Here is a 19,557-nt window from a genome sequence, read left to right as displayed (position 1 = left end):
GGGCTTTTCTTTGGGGGGGCTGCGCTTTTAGGCCGGGCGCCGGCGGCGACGGTTCAGCAGCAGGCCCAGGCCACACAGCAGCGCGAAGCCGGCGCCGCCCAGGAACGTGGCCTGCGAGCCGAGCTGCTCCCACAGCAGGCCGGCGATGGCGCTGGCCAGCAGCATCGCGATCCCGCTCATCAGGTTGAACAGGCCAAAGGCCGTGCCACGCAGATCGGCCGGCGCGGTGTCGGCCACCATCGCCGCCAGCAGGCCCTGCGTCATGCCCATGTGCAGACCCCACAGCGCCACGCCCAGCAGCAGGGTCGGCCATCCTGGCGCGAAGGCCAGCACCACATCGGCGACCATCAGCACCGCCAGGCCCCAGGCCAGCAGCCGGGTGTGGCTCATCGAGTCCGAGAGCTTGCCGAAGGGGTACGCGCTGAGGGCATAGATCGCGTTCATCGCCACCATGACCAGCGGCACCAGGGAAGCTGCCACGCCGAGCTGCTGCGCACGCAGCACCAGGAAGGCCTCGCTGAAGCGCGCCAGCGTGAAGACCGCGCCGATGATCACCACGCTCCAGTAGGGGCCGGCGAGCCGCCGCAAGGCTTCGCGCCGGATGGGGCTGCCACGGCCCGAGGTGCCCGGCGGCTGCGCGGGCTCGCGCACGCCCACGATGAGCAGCAGCACGGCGAGCACGCCCGGGATCACGGCGAACCAGAACACGGCGCGGAAATCGTTGGCCAGCAGGACCATGAGCACGGTGGCCAGCAGCGGGCCGACAAAGGCCCCCACCGTGTCGAGCGACTGGCGCAGGCCGTAGGCCGCGCCGCGCTGTTCGGGCGGCACCAGGTCGGCCACCAGGGCGTCGCGCGGCGCGCCACGTATGCCTTTGCCGATGCGGTCGACGAAACGCGCCGTGACCACCACACCGGCGCCCTGCGCCAGCGCGAAGGCCGGCTTGGTGAGTGCGCCCAGGCCGTAGCCGACCACGGCGAGCCACTTGCGGCGCCGGAAATGGTCGCTCAGCACGCCAGAGAAGACCTTGACGATGAGCGCCGTCGATTCGGCCACGCCCTCTATCAGGCCCACCACCAGCACGCTCACGCCCAGCGAGCCCACGAGAAAGATCGGCAGCAGGCTGTGGACCATCTCCGAAGAAATGTCCATGAGCAGGCTGACGAAGCCCAGCACCCAGATGGCGCGGGGCAGGGCGGGCCGAGCCTGCGGTGCCGGGGTGGGCGTGTGCGGCACGGGCGGGCTTTCGCTCCGAACGCGTGGCGGGTCGAGGGGCCCGGGTTCGCTTCAGCGCTTGCCGCCCAGCAGCCCGCCCAGCACCCCGCGCAGGATCTGGCGGCCCAGGCCGCTGGCCACGGTGCGCGCGGCGGTTTTGGCCATGGTCTGCACCAGGCCGTCGTACTGGCCGCCGCGCGGGCCCGTGCGGCCGAACAGCACCTCGTTGATCACGCTTTTTTCTTCCGCGGCCGGCGCGTCCTTGGCCGCGCCCGGGATGCGCGGGGTCTTGACGGCGGGTTTGCCCTCGGGCGCCTCGGCCGCTTCTTCGCCGCGACCGCCGGCGCGGCCGCGGAAGATCTCGAACGCGCTCTCGCGGTCCACCAGCTTTTCGTAGGTGCCAGCCACCAGCGAGCCCTGGATCAGCGCGCGCCGCTGCTCGGGCGTGATGGGGCCGATCTGGCTGCCTGGTGGCACCACGTAGGCGCGCTCGGTCTCGCAAGGGCGGCCCTTGGGGTCGAGAAAGCTCACCAGGGCCTCGCCCACGGCGAGTTCGGTGATGGCGGCCTCGATGTCCAGGCCGGCCTTGGGCCGCATGGTCTGGGCGGTGGACTTCACCGCCTTCTGGTCGCGCGGCGTGAAAGCGCGCAGCGCGTGCTGCACGCGGTTGCCGAGCTGGCCCAGCACGCTGTCGGGGATGTCCAGCGGGTTCTGCGTCACGAAGTACACGCCCACGCCCTTGGAGCGCACCAGGCGCACCACGAGCTCGATGCGCTCGACCAGCGCCTTGGGTGCCTCGTCGAACAGCAGGTGCGCCTCGTCGAAGAAGAACACCAGCTTGGGCTTGTCGGGGTCACCGATCTCGGGCAGGGCCTCGAACAGTTCCGAGAGCATCCACAGCAGGAAGGTGGCGTACAGGCGCGGCGCGTTGAGCAGCCTGTCGGCCGCCAGGATGTTGATCACCCCCTTGCCGTCCACGGTCTGCATGAAGTCGGCGATGTCGAGCATGGGCTCGCCGAAGAACTTGTCGCCGCCCTGTGATTCGACCTGCATGAGCCCGCGCTGGATGGCGCCGATGGAGGCGGCGCTGATGTTGCCGTACTCGGTGGTGAACTGCTTGGCGTTGTCGCCCACGTGCTGCAGCATGGCCCGCAGGTCCTTCATGTCGAGCAGCAGCAGGCCGTTGTCGTCGGCGATCTTGAAGATCAGGTTCAACACGCCGGACTGCGTGTCGTTCAGGTTGAGCATGCGCGCCAGCAGCAGCGGGCCCATGTCGCTGATGGTGGCGCGCACGGGGTGGCCCTGTTCGCCGAACACGTCCCACAGCGTGGTGGGGCATTCGGTGGGCTGGGGCAGCTCGATGCCGCGCTCGGCCAGCACACCGGCCATCTTCTCGCCGATCTTGCCGGTCTGGCTGATGCCGCACAGGTCGCCCTTGACGTCGGCCATGAACACCGGCACGCCGATGCGCGAGAAGCCTTCGGCCATGGCCTGCAGCGTCACCGTCTTGCCCGTGCCGGTGGCGCCGGTGATGAGGCCGTGGCGGTTGGCCAGGCCGGGCAGCAGCTGGCAGGTGGTGTGGGCGTTCTTGGCGATCAGCAGGGGGTCGGCCATGGCAGGGTCCTGAGGGGGTGGGCGGGGCGCAAAGGGACGGGAAGGGGCGCAATCGTAAAATCGCGGGCTCATTAGATCAAAGCCAGCAGGCATTTCGAGGACTTCCCATGGCCGGACACAGCAAATGGGCGAACATCCAGCACCGCAAGGGGCGCCAGGACGAGAAGCGGGGGAAGATCTGGACCCGCGTGATCCGTGAAATCACGGTGGCCGCGCGCAGCGGCGGCGGCGACCCCGCCATGAACCCGCGCCTGCGCCTGGCCATCGAGAAGGCCAAGGCGGCCAACATGCCGGCCGACCGCATCAAGTACAACGTGGACAAGGCCTCGGGCACGCTGGAAGGCCTGTCGCTGGAGGAAATCCGCTACGAGGGCTATGGCATCGGTGGCGCGGCGGTGATCCTGGACACCATGACCGACAACCGCGTGCGCACCGTGGCCGAGGTGCGCCACGCCTTCAGCAAGTACGGCGGCAACCTGGGCACCGAAGGCTCGGTGGCCTTCCAGTTCAAGCACTGCGGCCAGCTCATCTTCGCGCCCGGCACCTCGGAAGACGCGGTGATGGAGGTGGCTTTGGAGGCTGGCGCCGAGGACGTCATCACCGACGAGGACGGCGCCATCGAGGTGCTGACCGCGCCGGGCGACTTCGAGGCCGTGAAGGACGCGCTCGAAGCCAAGGGCCTCAAGCCCGAGATCGCCGAGGTGACCATGCGCGCCGAAAACACCGTGGCCCTGGCCGGCGAAGACGCCGCGCGCATGCAGAAGCTGCTGGACATCCTGGAAGACCTGGACGACGTGCAGAACGTCTACCACAACGCTGAAATCTCGGAATGAAGGTTCTTGTCATCGGCGGCGGTGGCCGCGAACACGCGCTCGCCTGGCGCCTGAAGCAGTCCGAGGGCGTGGACCAGGTGGTCGTGGCCCCGGGCAACGCCGGCACCGCGCGCGACCCGCAGCTCACCAACCTGCCCATCACCGACAAGGTGGCGCTGCGCGAATGGGTGCAGGCCCATGGGGTGGCGCTCACCGTGGTGGGGCCCGAGGCGCCGCTGGCGGCGGGCGTGGTGGACGAGTTCCGCGCGCACGGCCTGGCCATCTTCGGCCCCACGCGCCAGGCCGCGCAGCTGGAAAGCTCCAAGGCCTTCAGCAAGGCCTTCATGCAGCGCCACGGCATCCCCACGGCCGAGTACCAGGCCTTCACCGATCCGGTCCAGGCCCACGCTTACGTCGACGCAAAGGGCGCGCCCATCGTCGTCAAGGCCGACGGGCTGGCGGCCGGCAAGGGCGTGGTGGTGGCCATGACGGCGGCCGAGGCGCACGAGGCCATCGACTTCATGCTGCTGGATAACAAGCTCGGCGTGGCCCACAACGAAGGCGGCGCGCGCGTCGTCATCGAAGAGTTCCTGCAGGGCGAGGAAGCCAGCTTCATCGTGCTGTGCGACGGCGAGCACGCCCTGGCGCTGGCCACCAGCCAGGACCACAAGCGCCTGAAGGACGCCGACCAGGGCCCCAACACCGGCGGCATGGGCGCGTACTCCCCCGCGCCGGTGGTCACGCCCGAGGTGCACCGACGCGCCATGGACGAGGTGATCCTGCCCACGCTGCGCGGCATGAAGGCCGACGGCATTCCCTACACCGGCTTCCTCTACGCGGGCCTCATGGTCACGCCCGACGGCGCGGTCAAGACCCTGGAGTTCAACTGCCGCATGGGCGACCCCGAAACGCAGCCCATCATGATGCGGCTGCGCAGCAACTTCGCGCAGGTGCTGCTGGCCGCCACGCGCGGCGAACTCGATCGCGTGCAACTCGATTGGGACCCGCGCGTCGCGCTGGGCGTCGTGATGGCCGCGGCCGGCTACCCGCTGGACCCGCGCAAGGGCGACGCCATCACCGGCCTGCCCGCCGACGAGGCCGACCGCATGGTCTTCCACGCCGGCACCGCCCAGGACGGCGCGGCGGTGCGGGTGTCGGGCGGGCGCGTGCTTTGCGTCACCGCGCTGGCCGACTCGGTCGCGCAGGCGCAGCGCCGCGCCTATGAGGTGGTCGACGCGATCGCCTTCGACGGCATGCAATGCCGCCGCGACATCGGTTTCCGCGCGCTTTGATCGCCCCGGATCCGCGCGGGCCCGTCCCGCTGCCGCCACCCCACGCGGTGCGCTTTCGCGGCTCCCGCCTGGCGCGCGCGCTGCTGCGCCTGGCGGGCTGGCGCGTCGTCGAGGACGGCTTCCCGGGCCGCCAGGGCGTCGCCATCGTCTACCCGCACACCAGCAACTGGGACTTCGTGGTGGGCGTGCTGGCCAAATGGGCCATCGGCATTCCGGTGCGCTTCTGGGGCAAGGACACGCTGTTCGACGTGCCGCTGTTCGGCCGCTGGCTGCGCTGGCTCGGCGGCATTCCCATCGAACGCCGCTCGCCGCGCGGCGCCGTGGGCGCCATGGTGCACACCATGCGCGAGGCCGTGGCGCGCGGCGAACTGCTGTGGCTGGCGCTCTCGCCCGAGGGCACGCGCCGGCGCACGCCGGGCTGGCGCAGCGGCTTCTACCGCGTGGCGCTGGACGCCGGCGTGCCGCTGGCGCTGGTGGCCCTGGATTACAGTCGCCGGGAGGTGAGGGTGTGTGGCTTTGTGCGCCTGAGTGGCGACGCCGCGCGCGACTATGCCTGCCTGGCCGAGGCCTTCGCCGGGGTGCGCGGCCTGCGCCCCGCGCAGGCCAGCCCGGTGCAAGCCCTGCCCAAGACTGATACGGTGTGAGCATGTCCGACAACCCGATCGCCAACGTCCGCGAATACCTCGTCGATCTGCAGGAGCGGATCACCTCCACCGTGGCCCTGGTCGACGGCGGCCAGTTCGTGGTGGACCGCTGGAAGAAAAAGCCCGGCGAGAAGCTGCAGGGCAGCGGCATCACCCAGATCCTGGAAGACGGCCCGGTGTTCGAGCGCGCGGGCTGCGGCTTCTCGCACGTGCGCGGGCGCCAGCTGCCACCCTCGGCCACCCAGCACCGGCCCGAACTGGCCGGCGCGCCCTTCGAGGCCATGGGCGTGTCGCTGGTCTTCCACCCGCGCAACCCCTACGTGCCGACGGTGCACATGAACGTGCGCATGATCGCCGCCACGCCCAAGGGCGGCGCGCCGGTGTGCTGGTTCGGCGGCGGCATGGACCTCACGCCGTACTACGGTTTCGAGGACGACGCGCGGCATTTCCACCGCGCCTGCAAGGCCGCGCTCGACCCCTTCGGCGTCGACAAGTACCCGCGCTTCAAGCGCTGGTGCGACGAGTACTTCTACCTGAAGCACCGCGACGAGCAGCGCGGCGTCGGCGGCGTCTTCTTCGACGATTTCTCCGAACTCGGCTTCGACGGCAGCTTCGCCATGATGAGTTCGGTGGGCGACGCCTTCCTCGACGCCTACCTGCCCATCGTCGATCAGCGCAAGAACACCGCCTACGGCGAGCGCGAGCGCAGCTTCCAGCTCTACCGGCGCGGCCGCTACGTGGAGTTCAACCTGGTGTGGGACCGGGGCACGCACTTCGGCCTGCAGTCCGGCGGGCGCAGCGAGTCCATCCTGCTGTCCATGCCGCCGCTGGTGAGCTGGGCCTACAACCGCCAGACGAAGAAGGGCACGCCCGAGGACCGGCTCTACCGCGACTTCCTGGTGCGCCGGGACTGGGTCTGATGGCCGGTTCCGGTGCTCCGCTCCAGCGCGTCGGCATGTTCGGCGGCGCCTTCGATCCGCCGCACACCGCGCACCGCGCGCTGGCCCAGGCCGCGCTGGAACAGCTGCAACTGGACGCGCTGCACGTGATGCCCACCGGCCAGGCCTGGCACAAGGCGCGCACGCTGTCGCCCGCGCACCACCGCATCGCCATGTGCGAGCGCGCCTTCGGCGACCTGCCGCGCGTGCGTGTCGACCGTCGCGAGACCGAGCGCCAGGGCCCCAGCTACACCGCCGACACGCTGGCGGAACTGCGCGCCGAGTACCCGCAGGCCACGCTGTACCTGGTGCTCGGCGCCGACCAGTTGCTCGCCTTCAAGTCCTGGGTGCGCTGGGAAGAGGTGCTGTCGCTGGCCACCCTGGCGGTGGCCAACCGACCCACCGACATTGGCGCCCAGGCCCTGCGCGGCGACGCGCCGCTCATCGATCTCAGCCGCGTCGACCTGCCTTTCATGCCGCTGCGCATGCCGCTGCAGCACATCAGCGCCACCGCGCTGCGCGCCAAACTCGCCGCCGACCCGGCCGAGGGACCGCCGCTGGACCTGTTGGTCCCGGACGCGGTCGCAAGCTATATTTCACAGCACCACCTCTACCAGACCGCTTCATGACCAGCGAATCCGCCGCGAAGAAAGACATCCAGAAACTGCAGAGGGCCATCGTCGATGGCCTGGAGGACGTCAAGGGCCAGGACATCGTGGTCTTCAACACCGAGGAGCTCTCGCCGCTGTTCGAGCGCGTGATCGTCGCCAGCGGCACCTCCAACCGCCAGACCAAGGCCCTGGCCGCCAGCGTGCGCGACGCGGTGCGCGAAGCCGGCTTCGACAAGCCGCGCATCGAGGGCGAGGAGAACGGCGAATGGATCATCGTGGACTGCGGCCCGGCCGTGGCGCATGTGATGCAGCCCGCCATCCGCCAGTACTACCGGCTCGAAGAGATCTGGGGCGCCAAGCCCGTGCGCCTGACGTCGGCCGCGAAGAAGGCCGCCGCGGCGAAGAAGCCGGCCAAGCCGGCCGCCGAACGCGCCGCTGAGGCCAAGCCGGTGTCGGCCAAGGCCGTGGCGCGCAAGGCCGCGGCCAAGGGCGCGGGCCGCGGCGCCACGCCGGTGGGCAAGGCCGCCCCGGCCAAGAAGGCGCCGGCCAAGAAAGCCGCGCCCGGCCGGGCACCCGCCGCCAAGAAGGCGGCGCCCGCCAAGCCGCGCGCCGGCATGGCCAAGGTGGTGGTCAACGCGCCGGCGGCGAAGAAGAAGGCCTCGCCCAAGGCCGCGCCCTCGGCGGCCCGCAAGCCGGCCAGGCCCGCCGCCAAGAAGAAGGCATGAAGCTCGTGATCGTCGCGGTCGGGCAGAAGGTGCCCGACTGGGCACAGACCGCCTACGACGATTACGCCAAACGCTTCCCCCCCGAGCTGCGCGTCGAGCTCAAGGCCGTCAAGACCGAGCCGCGCGGCTCCAAGACCACCGAGACCCTTTGGGCCGCCGAACGCCAGCGCATCGAGGCGGCCATTCCGCGCGGGGCGCGCGTGGTCGCGCTCGACGAGCGCGGCACGCCGCTCACCACCCAGGCGCTGGCCCAGCAGCTGCGGCAGTGGCAGCTGGGTGGGGACGACGTGGCCCTGGTCATCGGCGGGCCCGACGGCCTGGACCCGGCCTTTCGCGAGGCCGCGCACCAGCGCATCCGGCTGTCCGACCTGACCCTGCCGCACGCCATGGTGCGCGTGCTGCTCATCGAGCAGCTCTACCGGGCCTGGTCCATCAACGCGAACCACCCCTACCACCGCGAATGAAAAAAAGCCCCCTCGCGTCGCCGCTGCGCGGGTCGCTGTCCCCCGACGGGGCGGGTGTCGCCTTGGCGCGACCCGGCGGCGAAACCCGCTTGAACTTCATCTACCTGGCTTCCCAGAGCCCGCGCCGGCGCGAGCTGCTCACGCAGTGGGGCGTGCGCCACGAACTGCTGCTGCCCGACGCCGACGAGGACGCCGAGTCGCTGGAGGCCGCGCGGCCGAACGAGGCCCCCGCGCGTTACGTGCAGCGCGTCACCGCGCTCAAGCTGGAGGCCGCGCTCGCGCGACTGAAGCGCCGCGGCCTGCCGCCGGCGCCCGTGCTGTGCGCCGATACCACCGTGGCCCTGGGCCGGCGCATCCTGGGCAAACCCGCCGACGCCGCCGAGGCGCGGCGCATGCTGGCCGACCTGTCGGGCCGCACGCACCGCGTGCTCACGGCCGTGGCCGTGGGCCGGGGCGCGCGGCGCTGGTCCGCGCTCTCGACCTCCCTGGTCAGCTTCGACACGCTCACGCCGACGCAGATCCGCCGCTACGTCGAGGGCGGCGAGCCCATGGGCAAGGCCGGCGCCTACGCCATCCAGGGCCACGCGGGCCTGTGGGTGAGCCGCATCGCCGGCAGCCACACGGGCATCGTGGGCCTGCCCGCCTTTGAAACCGCCGGGCTGCTGCGCGCGGCCGGCCTTCCCATCCTCTGACGGGGCTCAAGCCATGAACCAGGACATCCTGATCAACTGGTCTCCGCAGGAGACGCGCGTGGCGGTGGTGGAGCAGGGCGCCGTGCAGGAGGTGCACATCGAGCGCACGCTGGAGCGCGGGCTGGTGGGCAACATCTACCTGGGCAAGGTCTCGCGCGTGCTGCCGGGCATGCAGTCGGCCTTCCTGGACATCGGCCTGGACCGCGCGGCTTTCCTGCACGTGGCCGACCTGATGCCCAACATCCAGGCCAAGCACGCCACGCCGCGCGCGCCGGCACCGGCCGACGCCGAGCCGGCGCCCGCCGCGGGCGGTGCCGCGCCGGCCGCCGCGCCCAAGGTCCTGGCGCCCAACCCGGTGCTGCCGATCGAGAAGCAGATCTTCGAAGGCCAGGCCCTGATGGTGCAGGTGCTCAAGGACCCGATCGGCACCAAGGGCGCGCGGCTGACGGCCCAGATCAGCATCGCGGGCCGACTGCTGGTGTTCCTGCCGCAGGACAACCACATCGGCGTGTCGCAGAAGATCCCGGCCGCCCAGCGCGAGGCCCTGCGCCAGCGCCTGCTGGCCCTCACCGCCACCGCCGACGGCAGCCCGGCGGGCGGTTTCATCCTGCGCACCAACGCCGAAGACGCCGACGACGAGGAGCTGGCCGACGACGTCGCCTACCTGCGCAAGACCTGGCTGCGCATCAAGGAGGCCGCGCTGCGCCAGCCGCCGGCCTCGCTGCTGCACGAGGACCTGAACCTCATGCAGCGCGTGCTGCGCGACCTGTCGGGCGCCGGCACGCAGTCCATCCGCATCGACTCGCGCGAGCAGTTCGGCCTGATGCAGGGCTTCGCCGGCGAGTTCATGCCCGACACGGTGGCCAAGCTGCAGCACTACAGCGGCGAACGGCCGATCTTCGACCTGTTCAACGTGGACGAAGAGATCGTGCGCGCCCTGGGCCGGCGGGTGGAGCTCAAGTCGGGCGGCTACCTGGTCATCGACCAGACCGAGGCCCTGACCACGGTGGACGTGAACACCGGCGGCTTCGTGGGCGCGCGCAACTTCGACGACACGGTGTTCCGCACCAACCTGGAGGCCGCACAGGCGATCGCGCGCCAGCTGCGGCTGCGCAACCTGGGCGGCATCGTCATCGTCGACTTCATCGACATGACGCGCGACGACCACCGCGAGGCGGTGCTGGCCGAGTTCCGCAAGCAGCTCGCGCGCGACCGGGTCAAGACCATGACCGGTGGCTTTTCACAGCTGGGCCTGGTGGAGATGACGCGCAAGCGCACGCGCGAATCGCTGGCCCACATGCTCAGCGAGCCCTGCGAGGCCTGTGGCGGTAAGGGTGCGGTGAAGACGCCGCGCAGCGTGTGTTACGACATCCTGCGCGAGATCCTGCGCGAGGCGCGCGCCTTCAACCCGCGCGAGTTCCGCGTGGTGGCCTCGCCCAAGGTGGTGGAGCTGTTCCTCGACGAGGAACGCGCGCACCTGGCGGGCCTGTCGGAGTTCATCGGCAAGCCAATCTCCTTGCAGAGCGAGAGCTCGATGACGCAGGAGCAGTACGACATCGTGCTGATGTGAGCCCTCAGCCGCCCGCCGCCGGCCAGTAGTGGCTGTCCGGCAGCGCGCGCGCCCCGAAGATGGCCTGCCCGACGCGCACCACGGTGGCGCCTTCTTCGATCGCGATCTCGAAATCGCCGGACATGCCCATGGACAGCTCCTCCAGGCCGATGCCGGCGGGCGCGTCCTGGCGCAGCCGCTCGCGCAGTTCGCGCAGCAAGACGAAGCAGCGCCGCACGCGCTGCGCCTCGGACGACAACAGCGCCAGCGTCATCAGGCCGCGCACGCGCAGCGCCGCGAAGGCCGGCAGGGCCCGCAGGAAGGCCGGCACCTCATCGGGCGCCAGGCCGTACTTGCTGGCCTCGCCCGAGGTGTTGACCTGGACGAACACGTCCAGCGAACGGCCTTCCAGTTGCAGGCGGCGGTCCAGCGCCTCGGCCACGCGCAGGCTGTCCAGGGCCTGGAACTCGCTGGCGAAGCGCGCCACCAGCTTGGCCTTGTTGGTCTGCAGGTGGCCGATGACGGACCAGCGCAGACCGGCCAGGTCCGGCGTGGCCTCCCACTTGCCCAGGGCCTCCTGCACCTTGTTCTCGCCCAGCAGGCGGCAGCCCGCCGCGTGGGCCAGGCGCACGCGTTCCACGGGCTGGGTCTTGCTGACGGGCAGCAGGCGCACCTCGGCGGGGTCTCGCCCCACGCGCCGGCAGGCCGCGGCGATGCGCGCCTGCACCTCGTCGAGGTGGCGGCGCAGGTCCGCTACCGTCAGGGCCTGGGGGTAGCGGCCGTGCCGGTCGTGCCGGGTGGGGGTGTCGGGCGTCGGCATCGCCATCAGGGTCTCGCTCCCTTGTCCGCCAGTGCCGTCGTGCGCGCCAGCCGCCCCGGCCAGTGGCCGTGCAGCGCCGCGTGCGCGGCCAGCCCGATCAGCAGCCCCCAGAAGGCGCCGCCGATGCCGAACAGGCTGATGTTGGCGGCCGCCGCCAGGAAGGTGATCAGCGAGGCCTCGCGCGTGCGGGCGTCGGCCAGGGCGCCGGACAGGCTGGCGCCGATGGTGCCCAGCAGCGCCAGACCCGCCAGGGTGGTGATGAAGGTGGCCGGCAAGGCCATGAAGGCAGCGGCCAGCGTCACCCCGAACACGCCCACCAGCACGTAGAACAGGCCCGCGGCGATGCCGGCGATCCAGCGCTTGGACGGGTCCTCGTGCGCCTCGCGGCCGGTGCAGATGGCCGCCGTGATCGCCGCGAGGTTGAAGGCGTGCGAGCCGAAGGGCGCCATCAGGAGCGAGCCCAGCCCGGTGACGCCCACGATGGGATCGGCTCGGCTCTGGAAGCCGTCGTTGCGCAACACCAGCATGCCCGGCATGTACTGGCCGGTGAGCGTGATCAGGAACAGCGGCAGCGCCACGCTGAGCAGGGCGTTGAGCGTGAACTCGGGCGGCGTGAACACCGGCGCGGCGAAGCGCAGCGCCAACCCCGAGAGATCGACGCGGTTCTGCACCAGCAGGAAAGCCAGCCCCAGGGCCAGGATGCCGACCACGGCGTAGCGCGCCGTGACCCGCTTGAGCAGCACGTAGGCCACGATCAGCAGGCCGGCCAGCGTGGGGTCCACGCTCAGACCGCCCAGGGCCTTGATGCCGAAGGGCAACAGGATGCCGGCGAGCAGGCCGGCGGCCACCCCGGGTGGGATCAGGCGGATGAGCCGCTCGAACCCGCCCGACAGGCCCAGCACCACGAAGGCGGCGGCCGACACCAGGTAGGCCGCGATGGCCTGCGGGTAGGGCGTGGTGGCCAGGGCCGTCACCAGGAAGGCCGCGGCCGGCGTGGACCAGGCGGTGATGATGGGCTCGCGCGAGCGCCAGCTCAGCAGCAGGCCGGTCACGCCCACGCCGATGGACACCGACCAGACCCAGGAGGCGGTCTGCGCCGCGCTCAGGCCCGCCACCTGGGCGGCCTGGAACACGAGGATGAAGGTGCCGCCGTAGTTGACGAGGACCGAGACCAGCCCGGCGACGACGGGGTGGGGCAAGTCGCTCCAGCGAAGGGGCGTGGGAGAGGGGGTGGGAGGCATGGGGGTGTTGTAGGGTGAAAATGGTTGGACATCTCCTGCCATTTTTCTGACCTTACCCAGACCAATTGTTCAAACACGCCCTGCTCGAATCGGTCAAGGCCGGTGTCGCCGATCCGGCACGGGCCACCTTGCCCCTGCACGCGCGCGTGCAGCGCGCCGTGCGCCAGCTCATCCTCGACGGCGCGCTGGAGGCCGGCCGGCCTTTGCCGGCCTCGCGCGCGCTGGCCCGGTCGCTGGGTGTGTCGCGCGACACGGTGGAAGCCGCGTACGGCCAGCTGCACGCGGAGGGTTTCATCGAGCGACGCGTGGGCCGCGGCAGCGCCGTGTCGGCGCGGGCCCGGGGCCTGGGGGCGCGCGCGCCGGCGGGGCACCCACCCGCCCACCCGGGGGAGGCGCGCCTGAGCCGGCGCGGCGCCGCCCTGTTCCAGGGCGGCGGCGTGCGGGACTTTGTCGCGCCGCGCGCCTTCGCGCCCGGCGTGCCGGAGGTCCGGGCCTTTCCGCTGGCCACCTGGGAGCGACTGGAGCGCCAGGTGCTGAAGGCGCACGGCGCGGCGGCCCTGCTGCACAGCCCGCCGCAGGGCATGGAGGCGCTGCGCCGGGCCATCGCGGCCTACGTGAACCTGGAGCGCGGCGCGCGCGCCACGTCCGAGCGCGTGCTGGTGCTGACCAGCTCCCAGCAGGCGCGGAGCCTGTGCGCCACCGTGCTGCTGGACGCCGGCGAGCGCATCCTCGTCGAGGACCCCATGTACCACGGTGCGCGCAAGGCCTTCGAGGCCGCCGGTCTGGCGTGCGTGCCGGTGCCGCTGGACGCCGAGGGCATGCGGGTGGACCAGCTGCACCAGGCGGCACCGCAGGCGCGGGCGGTGTTCCTGACGCCGTCCCACCAGTTCCCGAGCGGGGCCACGCTGTCGCTGGACCGGCGGCTGGCCGCCATCGAATGGGCGCGCCAGCAGCAGGCCTGGATCATCGAGGACGACTACGACAGCGAATTCCACTACGCCGGCCGGCCCACGGCCTGCGTGCAGGGGCTCGATCCGCACGAGCGCACCGTCTACATCGGCACCTTCACCAAGTCGCTGTTCCCGGGCCTGCGCATCGGCTACATGGTGCTGCCGCCGCCGCTGGTGGCCCCCATGACGGTGGCGCGCACGCTGCTGGACGGGCACAGCGCGCCGATCCCGCAGCTCACGCTGGCCCGCTTCATCGAAGGCGGCCACTTCGGCGCGCACGTGCGCACCATGCGCGCCGTCTACGCCGAGCGGCGCGACGCGCTGGCGCGCCTGGTGCGCCAGCACCTGGCCGGCCTGGTGGAGCCCCGGGTGCCGGACGGCGGCCTGCAGATGCCCTGCGTGCTGGTCTGCGGCGTCCCCGAGCGCGAGGCCGTGGACGCGGCCCGCCGCGCGGGCATCGACCTGCTCGGGCTGACGGCCTTGCACGCCTCGCCCGGCGGGCACGAGGCGGGCTTCCTCATGGGCTTCGCGGCCCACGCGCCGAACGAGCTGGAGGCCGCCGTGCGGCAACTCGCGAAGGTGCTGCGCGCGCTGGCGCGCTGAGGGCAGGGGCGATCGATCGCGCCCGGCGCGGGCCTCAGGCCGCGCGGGCGGGGGCGTGGTCCCGCACCGGGCCCACGCGCGCCTCGATGGCCTGCTGCAGCTCGCGCCGCAGGCCGAGCAGGAAGCCGGCTTCCGCCACCACGAACAGCGGGCCGATGACCAGGCCCACCAGATCGTCCACGAAGGCGGGCTTGCGCCCCTCGTAGTAGTGGCCGACGAACTGGATCACCCAGCCCACGACGAACAGGCCCACGCCCACCGAGAGCCACACGGCCGTGGTCTGCGCCGCCACCGCCTGCGCGAACCACAGCGACAGGGCCATCAGCGCCGCCATCACCGCGCCCAGGCGCAGGTCCAGCTTGAGGTAGTACAGCACCGTGAGCAGCGTGACCAGCGTGGCGGGCGACAGCGCCACCGCGCCCCACTGCGCCAGCACCGGCCGCGCCAGCAGCACGGCCACGGCCAGCACGATCATGGGGATGCCGACGAAATGGGTGAGGATGTTGCGGCGGTCGCGGTGGTAGGCCGCGTACTGCGTGAGCTGTTCGCTGAGGTTGCGCATGGCGGGTCTCCGGCCGGGGCGGGCGTGTTGTCCCGCGCTTGTACACCCACGCGCCGCGGCGCTCAATCCGGGGTGACCTGGGGTGGGCTGGCCGGGGCGTCCGCGCCCGCCGTGCCCAGTCCTTGCGCGTGCAGCCGCGCGTACACGCCGTCGGCCGCCAGCAGATCGGCGTGCCGCCCCTGTTCCACGATGCGGCCCTCGGCCAGCACGATCACGCGGTCCGCGTGCTCGATGGTGGACAGCCGGTGCGCGATGACCAGGGTGGTGCGGCCTTTCATCAGGCGCGACAGCGCGTCCTGCACCAGGCGCTCGGACTCGTTGTCCAGCGCCGACGTCGCCTCGTCCAGGATCAGCACCGGCGAGTCCTTGTAGATGGCGCGCGCGATGGCCAGGCGCTGGCGCTGGCCGCCCGAGAGCTCGGTGGCGTTGTGGCCCACGTTGGTGTGCATGCCCTGCGGCAGGCGCTCCAGCAGCTCGCCCAGGTTGGCCGAGAGCAGGGCGGCGTGCACGCGGGCTTCGTCGAGTTCGCCGTCGACCGCGCCCAGGGCCACGTTGGCGGCCAGGCTGTCGTTGAGCATTACCACGTCCTGGCTCACCAGCGCGAACTGGCGGCGCAGGCTGGCCAGGTCCCAGTCGGGCAGGGGCACGCCGTCCAGCGTGACCACCCCGCGCTCGACCTCCACGAAGCGCGGCAGCAGGTTGATGAGCGTGGTCTTGCCCGAGCCCGAGGGGCCGACGAAGGCCACCACTTCGCCGGGGCGGATGTCCAGTTCGATGCCGCGCAGCGCCAGGCCGGCCTCGGCCGCGTCGGCGCCGTCGGCCTTGGGCGGGTAGCGCACCCACACGCCGCGCAGCGCGATGGCGCCTTGCACGCGTTCGGCCACGTGCGTGCCGCCGGTCTGTTCGGGCGTCTGCTCGATGAGCTCGATGCCGCGCTCCAGCGCCGCCAGGCCGCGCGTGATGGGCGAGGCGATCTCGGCCAGGTGCCGGATCGGGGCGATCAGCATCAGCATGGCGGTGACGAAGGCCACGAAGTTGCCCACCGTGACGCCCGTGGTGCTGCTCTGCCACAGCGCCACCGCGATCACCGCCGACAGCGCGGCCGAGGCCAGCAGCTGGGTGAAGGGCGTCATGGCGGCCATGGCGATGGTGCTCTTGAGCGCCAGGCGGCGCAGCGCCACGCTCAGTTGGTCGAAGCGCTCGGCCTGGCGGCGCTGCGCGCCGTGCAGGCGCACCACGCGGTGGGCCAGGGCGTTTTCCTCCACCACGTAGGCCAGCTCGTCGGTGGCCTGCTGGCTGGCGCGCGTGAGGCGGTACAGGCGCTTGGAGAGCACTCGCATGATCCAGGCCAGGCCCGGGAACACCGCGATCACGATCAGCGTGAGCTTCCAGTTCAGGTAGAGCAGGTAGCCCATCAGCGCCACCAGCGTGAGGCTGTCGCGGGTGAGGGTGAGCAGGGACGACACCAGCATCTGCGAGCCGGTCTGCACCTCATAGACCAGCGTGTTGGACAGCTTGCTCGCGCTCTGGCGCGAGAACAGCGCCAGCTGGGCCGCGTTGAGCTTGGCGAACATGGCGCGGCGCAGGTTGAGCATGCCCACGTTGGCCGTGTACGACAGGGCGTACTGCGCCACGAAGGAGGCGATGCCGCGCACGCCGAACAGGCCCATGAAGGCCAGCGGCACCATCCACAGCGGAATGCGGCCGTCGTTGAAGCCCTCGTCGAGCAGGGTCTTGAGCAGGGCGGGGATCAGCGGCTCGGTCAGCGCGCCGATCACGGTGGCCAGCGCGGCGAAGACGATGCCGGTCTTTGCGTCCCGGAAATAGGGCCAGACGCGCAGCAGCCGCTGGCGCAGCGGGCCGGAGGGGAGGGCGGCGGACGGGTCGGAGGGGTTCAAATCGGGGCGGATGGTGGGGAACCAATGGGCGCGATCGCGGTCCAGCAGGCCGCGAGGGCACACATCTTGTCACGGCTTGCCTGCGGGTGTCCGGTATTATCGGCCGCTACTTACAAGGGCACCGGGCCTCGCGTCCCGCACTGCCCGACAATCCCAACACCATGCACCAACCGCCCCGACTCCATCCCTCCACCGGGATGCCGCGCCGGCATGCCCTGGGCCTTATCTCCGCTTCCACCCTGCTGGGCTGGCCCGCCTCGGGCGCGCTGGCGCAGTTCCGGGTCGAGGTCACCGGCGTCGGCCTCACCCGCTTCCCCTTCTCGGCCGTGAACTTTCGCGGCAACGACGCCGCGAGCGAGAACATCGCCGCCATCGTGCGCGCCGACCTGGAGCGCTCCGGCCAGTTCGTGGCCGTGCCGCCGCTGTCGGGCGCGCTCGACGAAACCTCGCGCCCTGACCTGGCCCCCTGGCGCGAGCGCGGCGCCGACTCCCTGCTCACCGGCAGCGTCACCCGCCTGGCCGACGGCCGCTTCGATGTGCGCTTCCGCCTCTGGGACGTGGTGCGCGCCCAGGATCTGGGTGGCATGAGCCACCCCAGCACGCCGAACAACCTGCGCCTGGCCGCCCACAAGATCGCCGACTACGTCTACGAGAAGATCACCGGCGAGAAAGGCGTGTTCTCCACCCGCATCGCCTACGTCACCAAGGCGGGCAGCACGCACCGCCTGTGGGTGGCCGACGCCGACGGCGAGAACGCCCAGGCCGCCTTCACCAGCAACGAGCCCATCATCTCCCCGAGCTGGGCGCCCAACGGCGCGCAGCTGGCCTATGTTTCGTTCGAGAAGCGCAAGGCCGAGATCGTCTCGCACGAGGTCGCCACCGGGCGCCGGCGCGTGCTCGCGAGCTTTCGCGGTTCCAACAGCGCGCCGGCCTGGTCGCCCGACGGCAAGACCGTGGTGGCCGCGCTCACGCTGTCCGGCAACGCCCAGCTCTACGCGATCGACGCCAACGGCGGCGAGCCGCGCCGCCTCACGCAAAGCGGCAGCGGCAGCATCGACACCGAACCCGTGTTCAGCGCCGACGGCAAGCAGATCTACTTCGTGAGCGACCGCGGCGGCTCGCCACAGATCTACCGCATGCCCGCTCAGGGCGGCAACGCGCAGCGCGTTACCTTCACCGGCAACTACAACATCTCGCCCGCGCTCAGCCCCGACGGCCGCTGGCTTGCGTTCATCTCGCGCATCAACGGCGCCTTCCGCCTGCACGTGATGGAGCTGTCCAGCGGCACCGTCACCGCCCTCACCGACACCAGCGGCGACGAGAGCCCCAGCTTCGCGCCCAACAGCCGCATGATCATCTATGCCACCCGCGACAAGGGGGGCGACGCGCTCATGACCACCACCGTGGATGGCCGCATCAAGACCCGCCTGGCCGGCGCGCAGGGCGACATCCGGGAACCCGAATGGGGACCCTTCCTTCGTTGAACCCGCGCCGATCGATCCTCCCGTCCCGATTGTTTCCTCATCAACAACGCACCTCAGGAACCGCCATGTCCCGTACCACCCCCTTCCGACGCCTCAGCGGCCTGTTCGCCGCGCTGATCGCCGCCGCCGTGCTCGCGGCCTGCGGTTCGAACGTCCGCCTGGATGAGCCCCCGGTCGAAGACCGCTCGGGCACGGCCGCGGGCGGCGCGGCTGGCGCGGGCGGGCAGGGCAGCGGCGTCGACCCGCGCGGCGTGGCCGGCGTGCAGGTGCCGTCCAGCACCAGCGCCCAGCCCGCGCAAATGCAGCGCATCATCTACTTCGACTACGACAGCTTCGAGGTCAAGCCCGACGCCACCGCCCTGCTCGAGGCCAACGCGCGCTACCTCAATGCCAACCGCAGCGTGCGCGTGCAGCTGGAGGGCCACACCGACGAGCGCGGCGGCCGCGAATACAACCTGGCGCTGGGCCAGAAGCGCGCCGAGGCCGTGCGCCGCGCGCTCTCGCTGCTGGGCGTGCAGGACAGCCAGATGGAAGCCGTGAGCTTCGGTGAAGAGAAGCCCGCGCAGACCGGCAGCGACGAAGCCGCCTGGTCCAAGAACCGCCGCGTCGAGCTCACCTACCGTTGAACCAGGGAATGAGCACCGCGCGCTGGAAACCCACGCTGGCCACGGGTGCCCTGCTGCTGGGCGGCCTGTGGGCGCCGTCCGCGCACGCCCTGTTCGGTGACGACGAGGCGCGCCAGGCCATCATCGAGCTGCGCCGCCAGGTCGACGCCAACCGCCAGGCCACCGATGCCGCCGCCGCGCAGCAGCGCGAGGGCGACGCGACCATCAAGCGCAGCATGCTCGAACTGGCCAACCAGATCGAGCAGCTGCGCGGCGAGATCGCCCGCCTGCGCGGGCAGAACGAGCAGCTCGCGCGCGAGGTGTCCGAGCTGCAGCGTGCGCAGAAGGACGTGCAGGCCGGCATCGACGAGCGCCTGCGCCAGGTCGAGCCGGTGAAGGTCGAACTCGACGGCCGAAGCTTCACGGCACAACCGGCCGAGAAGGCCGAGTTCGACGCCGCCATGGCCACCCTGCGCAAGTCCGACTTCACGGGCGCCACGGTCGCCTACACCGCCTTCCTGCGGCGTTACCCCACCAGCGGCTACACACCCGTGGCGCTGTACTGGCTCGGCAACGCCCAGTACGCCGCGCGCGCCTACAAGGACGCGGTGGAAACGCACCAGCGCCTGGTGCGCGAATTCCCCGACCACCCGCGCACGCCCGAGGCCATGCTGGCCCTGGCCAACAGCCAGGTCGAGCTCAAGGACACCAAGGGCGCGCGCAGAACGCTGGAAGATCTGGTCAAGCAGCACCCGCAGAGCGAGGCCGCCGGCGCGGCCAAGGAACGCCTGGCCCGACTGAAGTGAGGGACCATGGGGCCGCCCCTACAATCGCGGCC

Annotated in this window: 19 protein-coding genes; 13 read left to right on the top strand and 6 right to left on the bottom strand. The window is 71.4% G+C overall.

Going from position 1 to position 19,557, the window contains the following annotated elements; translation table 11 throughout:
• Positions 1-27: 27 nt before the first annotated feature.
• Both JNX00_RS13045 and JNX00_RS13040 read right to left on the bottom strand, forming a co-directional pair.
• A complete protein-coding gene (locus tag JNX00_RS13045) occupies positions 28-1,236 on the bottom strand; it encodes an MFS transporter (protein ID WP_239478139.1) in 1,209 nt (402 codons plus the stop codon).
• A 51-nt stretch (positions 1,237-1,287) separates the two neighbouring features.
• Entirely contained in the window at positions 1,288-2,829 is a 1,542-nt protein-coding gene (locus tag JNX00_RS13040) for a helicase HerA-like domain-containing protein (protein WP_204742547.1), read from the bottom strand.
• 107 nt (positions 2,830-2,936) lie between these two features.
• On the opposite strand from JNX00_RS13040, the gene JNX00_RS13035 reads away from it, so the two are divergent.
• Genes JNX00_RS13035 through JNX00_RS12995 form a run of 9 tightly spaced genes read left to right on the top strand, consistent with a single transcriptional unit; the run spans position 2,937 to position 10,577 of the window.
• Entirely contained in the window at positions 2,937-3,662 is a 726-nt protein-coding gene (locus JNX00_RS13035) for a YebC/PmpR family DNA-binding transcriptional regulator (RefSeq protein ID WP_070398304.1), read from the top strand.
• A complete protein-coding gene (purD, locus tag JNX00_RS13030; RefSeq protein ID WP_070398305.1) occupies positions 3,659-4,933 on the top strand; it encodes a phosphoribosylamine--glycine ligase in 1,275 nt (424 codons plus the stop codon). Before JNX00_RS13035 ends, purD begins: the two co-directional genes overlap by 4 nt.
• Before the next feature lie 47 nt (positions 4,934-4,980).
• Positions 4,981-5,577, top strand: a complete 597-nt coding sequence (locus tag JNX00_RS13025) for a 1-acyl-sn-glycerol-3-phosphate acyltransferase (protein ID WP_239478138.1) — start codon at positions 4,981-4,983, stop codon at positions 5,575-5,577.
• Positions 5,578-5,579: 2 nt separating this feature from the next.
• Positions 5,580-6,497, top strand: a complete 918-nt coding sequence (gene hemF / locus JNX00_RS13020; RefSeq protein ID WP_070398306.1) for an oxygen-dependent coproporphyrinogen oxidase — start codon at positions 5,580-5,582, stop codon at positions 6,495-6,497.
• Positions 6,497-7,144: a nicotinate (nicotinamide) nucleotide adenylyltransferase gene (gene nadD / locus JNX00_RS13015; RefSeq protein WP_204742546.1), complete on the top strand. Its 648-nt coding sequence runs from the start codon at positions 6,497-6,499 to the stop codon at positions 7,142-7,144. The genes hemF and nadD overlap by 1 nt, the downstream gene beginning before the upstream one ends.
• On the top strand, positions 7,141-7,851 hold the full coding sequence (rsfS, locus tag JNX00_RS13010; RefSeq protein ID WP_070398308.1) for a ribosome silencing factor: 711 nt from the start codon (positions 7,141-7,143) through the stop codon (positions 7,849-7,851). Before nadD ends, rsfS begins: the two co-directional genes overlap by 4 nt.
• Entirely contained in the window at positions 7,848-8,315 is a 468-nt protein-coding gene (gene rlmH, locus JNX00_RS13005; RefSeq protein WP_070398309.1) for a 23S rRNA (pseudouridine(1915)-N(3))-methyltransferase RlmH, read from the top strand. Before rsfS ends, rlmH begins: the two co-directional genes overlap by 4 nt.
• Entirely contained in the window at positions 8,312-9,007 is a 696-nt protein-coding gene (locus JNX00_RS13000; RefSeq protein WP_083293008.1) for a Maf family protein, read from the top strand. The genes rlmH and JNX00_RS13000 overlap by 4 nt, the downstream gene beginning before the upstream one ends.
• A 13-nt stretch (positions 9,008-9,020) precedes the next feature.
• Complete coding sequence (locus tag JNX00_RS12995; RefSeq protein WP_070398311.1) at positions 9,021-10,577, top strand: Rne/Rng family ribonuclease; 1,557 nt, start codon at positions 9,021-9,023, stop codon at positions 10,575-10,577.
• 4 nt (positions 10,578-10,581) lie between these two features.
• On the opposite strand, the gene JNX00_RS12990 is transcribed toward JNX00_RS12995, so the two are convergent.
• A complete protein-coding gene (locus JNX00_RS12990) occupies positions 10,582-11,382 on the bottom strand; it encodes a YggS family pyridoxal phosphate-dependent enzyme (protein WP_204742545.1) in 801 nt (266 codons plus the stop codon).
• On the bottom strand, positions 11,382-12,617 hold the full coding sequence (locus JNX00_RS12985) for a benzoate/H(+) symporter BenE family transporter (RefSeq protein WP_204742544.1): 1,236 nt from the start codon (positions 12,615-12,617) through the stop codon (positions 11,382-11,384). Before JNX00_RS12985 ends, JNX00_RS12990 begins: the two co-directional genes overlap by 1 nt.
• A gap of 65 nt (positions 12,618-12,682) precedes the next feature.
• On the opposite strand from JNX00_RS12985, the gene JNX00_RS12980 reads away from it, so the two are divergent.
• Positions 12,683-14,170: a PLP-dependent aminotransferase family protein gene (locus JNX00_RS12980; protein ID WP_204742543.1), complete on the top strand. Its 1,488-nt coding sequence runs from the start codon at positions 12,683-12,685 to the stop codon at positions 14,168-14,170.
• Positions 14,171-14,204: 34 nt separating this feature from the next.
• Here JNX00_RS12980 and JNX00_RS12975 read toward each other — a convergent pair whose 3' ends face one another.
• Both JNX00_RS12975 and msbA read right to left on the bottom strand, forming a co-directional pair.
• Positions 14,205-14,732 carry an Mpo1-like protein gene (locus JNX00_RS12975; protein ID WP_204742542.1) on the bottom strand — a complete coding sequence of 176 codons (528 nt, stop codon included), beginning with the start codon at positions 14,730-14,732 and terminating at the stop codon, positions 14,205-14,207.
• 62 nt (positions 14,733-14,794) lie between these two features.
• Complete coding sequence (gene msbA, locus JNX00_RS12970; protein WP_239478338.1) at positions 14,795-16,576, bottom strand: lipid A export permease/ATP-binding protein MsbA; 1,782 nt, start codon at positions 16,574-16,576, stop codon at positions 14,795-14,797.
• A 251-nt stretch (positions 16,577-16,827) separates the two neighbouring features.
• Here msbA and tolB point away from each other — a divergent pair, with 251 nt between their 5' ends.
• The 3 genes from tolB (at position 16,828) to ybgF (ending at position 19,525) form a co-directional block, all read left to right on the top strand.
• Entirely contained in the window at positions 16,828-18,114 is a 1,287-nt protein-coding gene (gene tolB / locus JNX00_RS12965) for a Tol-Pal system beta propeller repeat protein TolB (RefSeq protein ID WP_204745063.1), read from the top strand.
• A 65-nt stretch (positions 18,115-18,179) separates the two neighbouring features.
• Positions 18,180-18,740 (top strand): peptidoglycan-associated lipoprotein Pal, encoded by a 561-nt coding sequence (gene pal, locus JNX00_RS12960; protein WP_204742541.1) that lies wholly within the window; start codon positions 18,180-18,182, stop codon positions 18,738-18,740.
• 8 nt (positions 18,741-18,748) lie between these two features.
• Positions 18,749-19,525 (top strand): tol-pal system protein YbgF, encoded by a 777-nt coding sequence (gene ybgF / locus JNX00_RS12955; protein ID WP_204742540.1) that lies wholly within the window; start codon positions 18,749-18,751, stop codon positions 19,523-19,525.
• Positions 19,526-19,557: the final 32 nt, after the last annotated feature.

Origin of the sequence: Hydrogenophaga sp. YM1, from assembly GCF_016903055.1 — a bacterium.
Lineage (GTDB): Bacteria > Pseudomonadota > Gammaproteobacteria > Burkholderiales > Burkholderiaceae_C > Hydrogenophaga > Hydrogenophaga borbori.
This window is presented reverse-complemented; position numbering and strand designations above follow the sequence as displayed.

What these genes read in the sequence shown, in the direction of transcription:
- JNX00_RS13040 (WP_204742547.1), bottom strand. Translation starts at nt 2,829, where the DNA reads ATGGCCGACCCCCTGCTGATCGCCAAGAACGCCCACACCACCTGCCAG.
- JNX00_RS13035 (WP_070398304.1), top strand. Translation starts at nt 2,937, where the DNA reads ATGGCCGGACACAGCAAATGGGCGAACATCCAGCACCGCAAGGGGCGC.
- purD (WP_070398305.1), top strand. Translation starts at nt 3,659, where the DNA reads ATGAAGGTTCTTGTCATCGGCGGCGGTGGCCGCGAACACGCGCTCGCC.
- hemF (WP_070398306.1), top strand. Translation starts at nt 5,580, where the DNA reads ATGTCCGACAACCCGATCGCCAACGTCCGCGAATACCTCGTCGATCTG.
- nadD (WP_204742546.1), top strand. Translation starts at nt 6,497, where the DNA reads ATGGCCGGTTCCGGTGCTCCGCTCCAGCGCGTCGGCATGTTCGGCGGC.
- rsfS (WP_070398308.1), top strand. Translation starts at nt 7,141, where the DNA reads ATGACCAGCGAATCCGCCGCGAAGAAAGACATCCAGAAACTGCAGAGG.
- rlmH (WP_070398309.1), top strand. Translation starts at nt 7,848, where the DNA reads ATGAAGCTCGTGATCGTCGCGGTCGGGCAGAAGGTGCCCGACTGGGCA.
- JNX00_RS13000 (WP_083293008.1), top strand. Translation starts at nt 8,312, where the DNA reads ATGAAAAAAAGCCCCCTCGCGTCGCCGCTGCGCGGGTCGCTGTCCCCC.
- JNX00_RS12995 (WP_070398311.1), top strand. Translation starts at nt 9,021, where the DNA reads ATGAACCAGGACATCCTGATCAACTGGTCTCCGCAGGAGACGCGCGTG.
- JNX00_RS12990 (WP_204742545.1), bottom strand. Translation starts at nt 11,382, where the DNA reads ATGGCGATGCCGACGCCCGACACCCCCACCCGGCACGACCGGCACGGC.
- JNX00_RS12985 (WP_204742544.1), bottom strand. Translation starts at nt 12,617, where the DNA reads ATGCCTCCCACCCCCTCTCCCACGCCCCTTCGCTGGAGCGACTTGCCC.
- JNX00_RS12975 (WP_204742542.1), bottom strand. Translation starts at nt 14,732, where the DNA reads ATGCGCAACCTCAGCGAACAGCTCACGCAGTACGCGGCCTACCACCGC.
- tolB (WP_204745063.1), top strand. Translation starts at nt 16,828, where the DNA reads ATGCCGCGCCGGCATGCCCTGGGCCTTATCTCCGCTTCCACCCTGCTG.
- pal (WP_204742541.1), top strand. Translation starts at nt 18,180, where the DNA reads ATGTCCCGTACCACCCCCTTCCGACGCCTCAGCGGCCTGTTCGCCGCG.
- ybgF (WP_204742540.1), top strand. Translation starts at nt 18,749, where the DNA reads ATGAGCACCGCGCGCTGGAAACCCACGCTGGCCACGGGTGCCCTGCTG.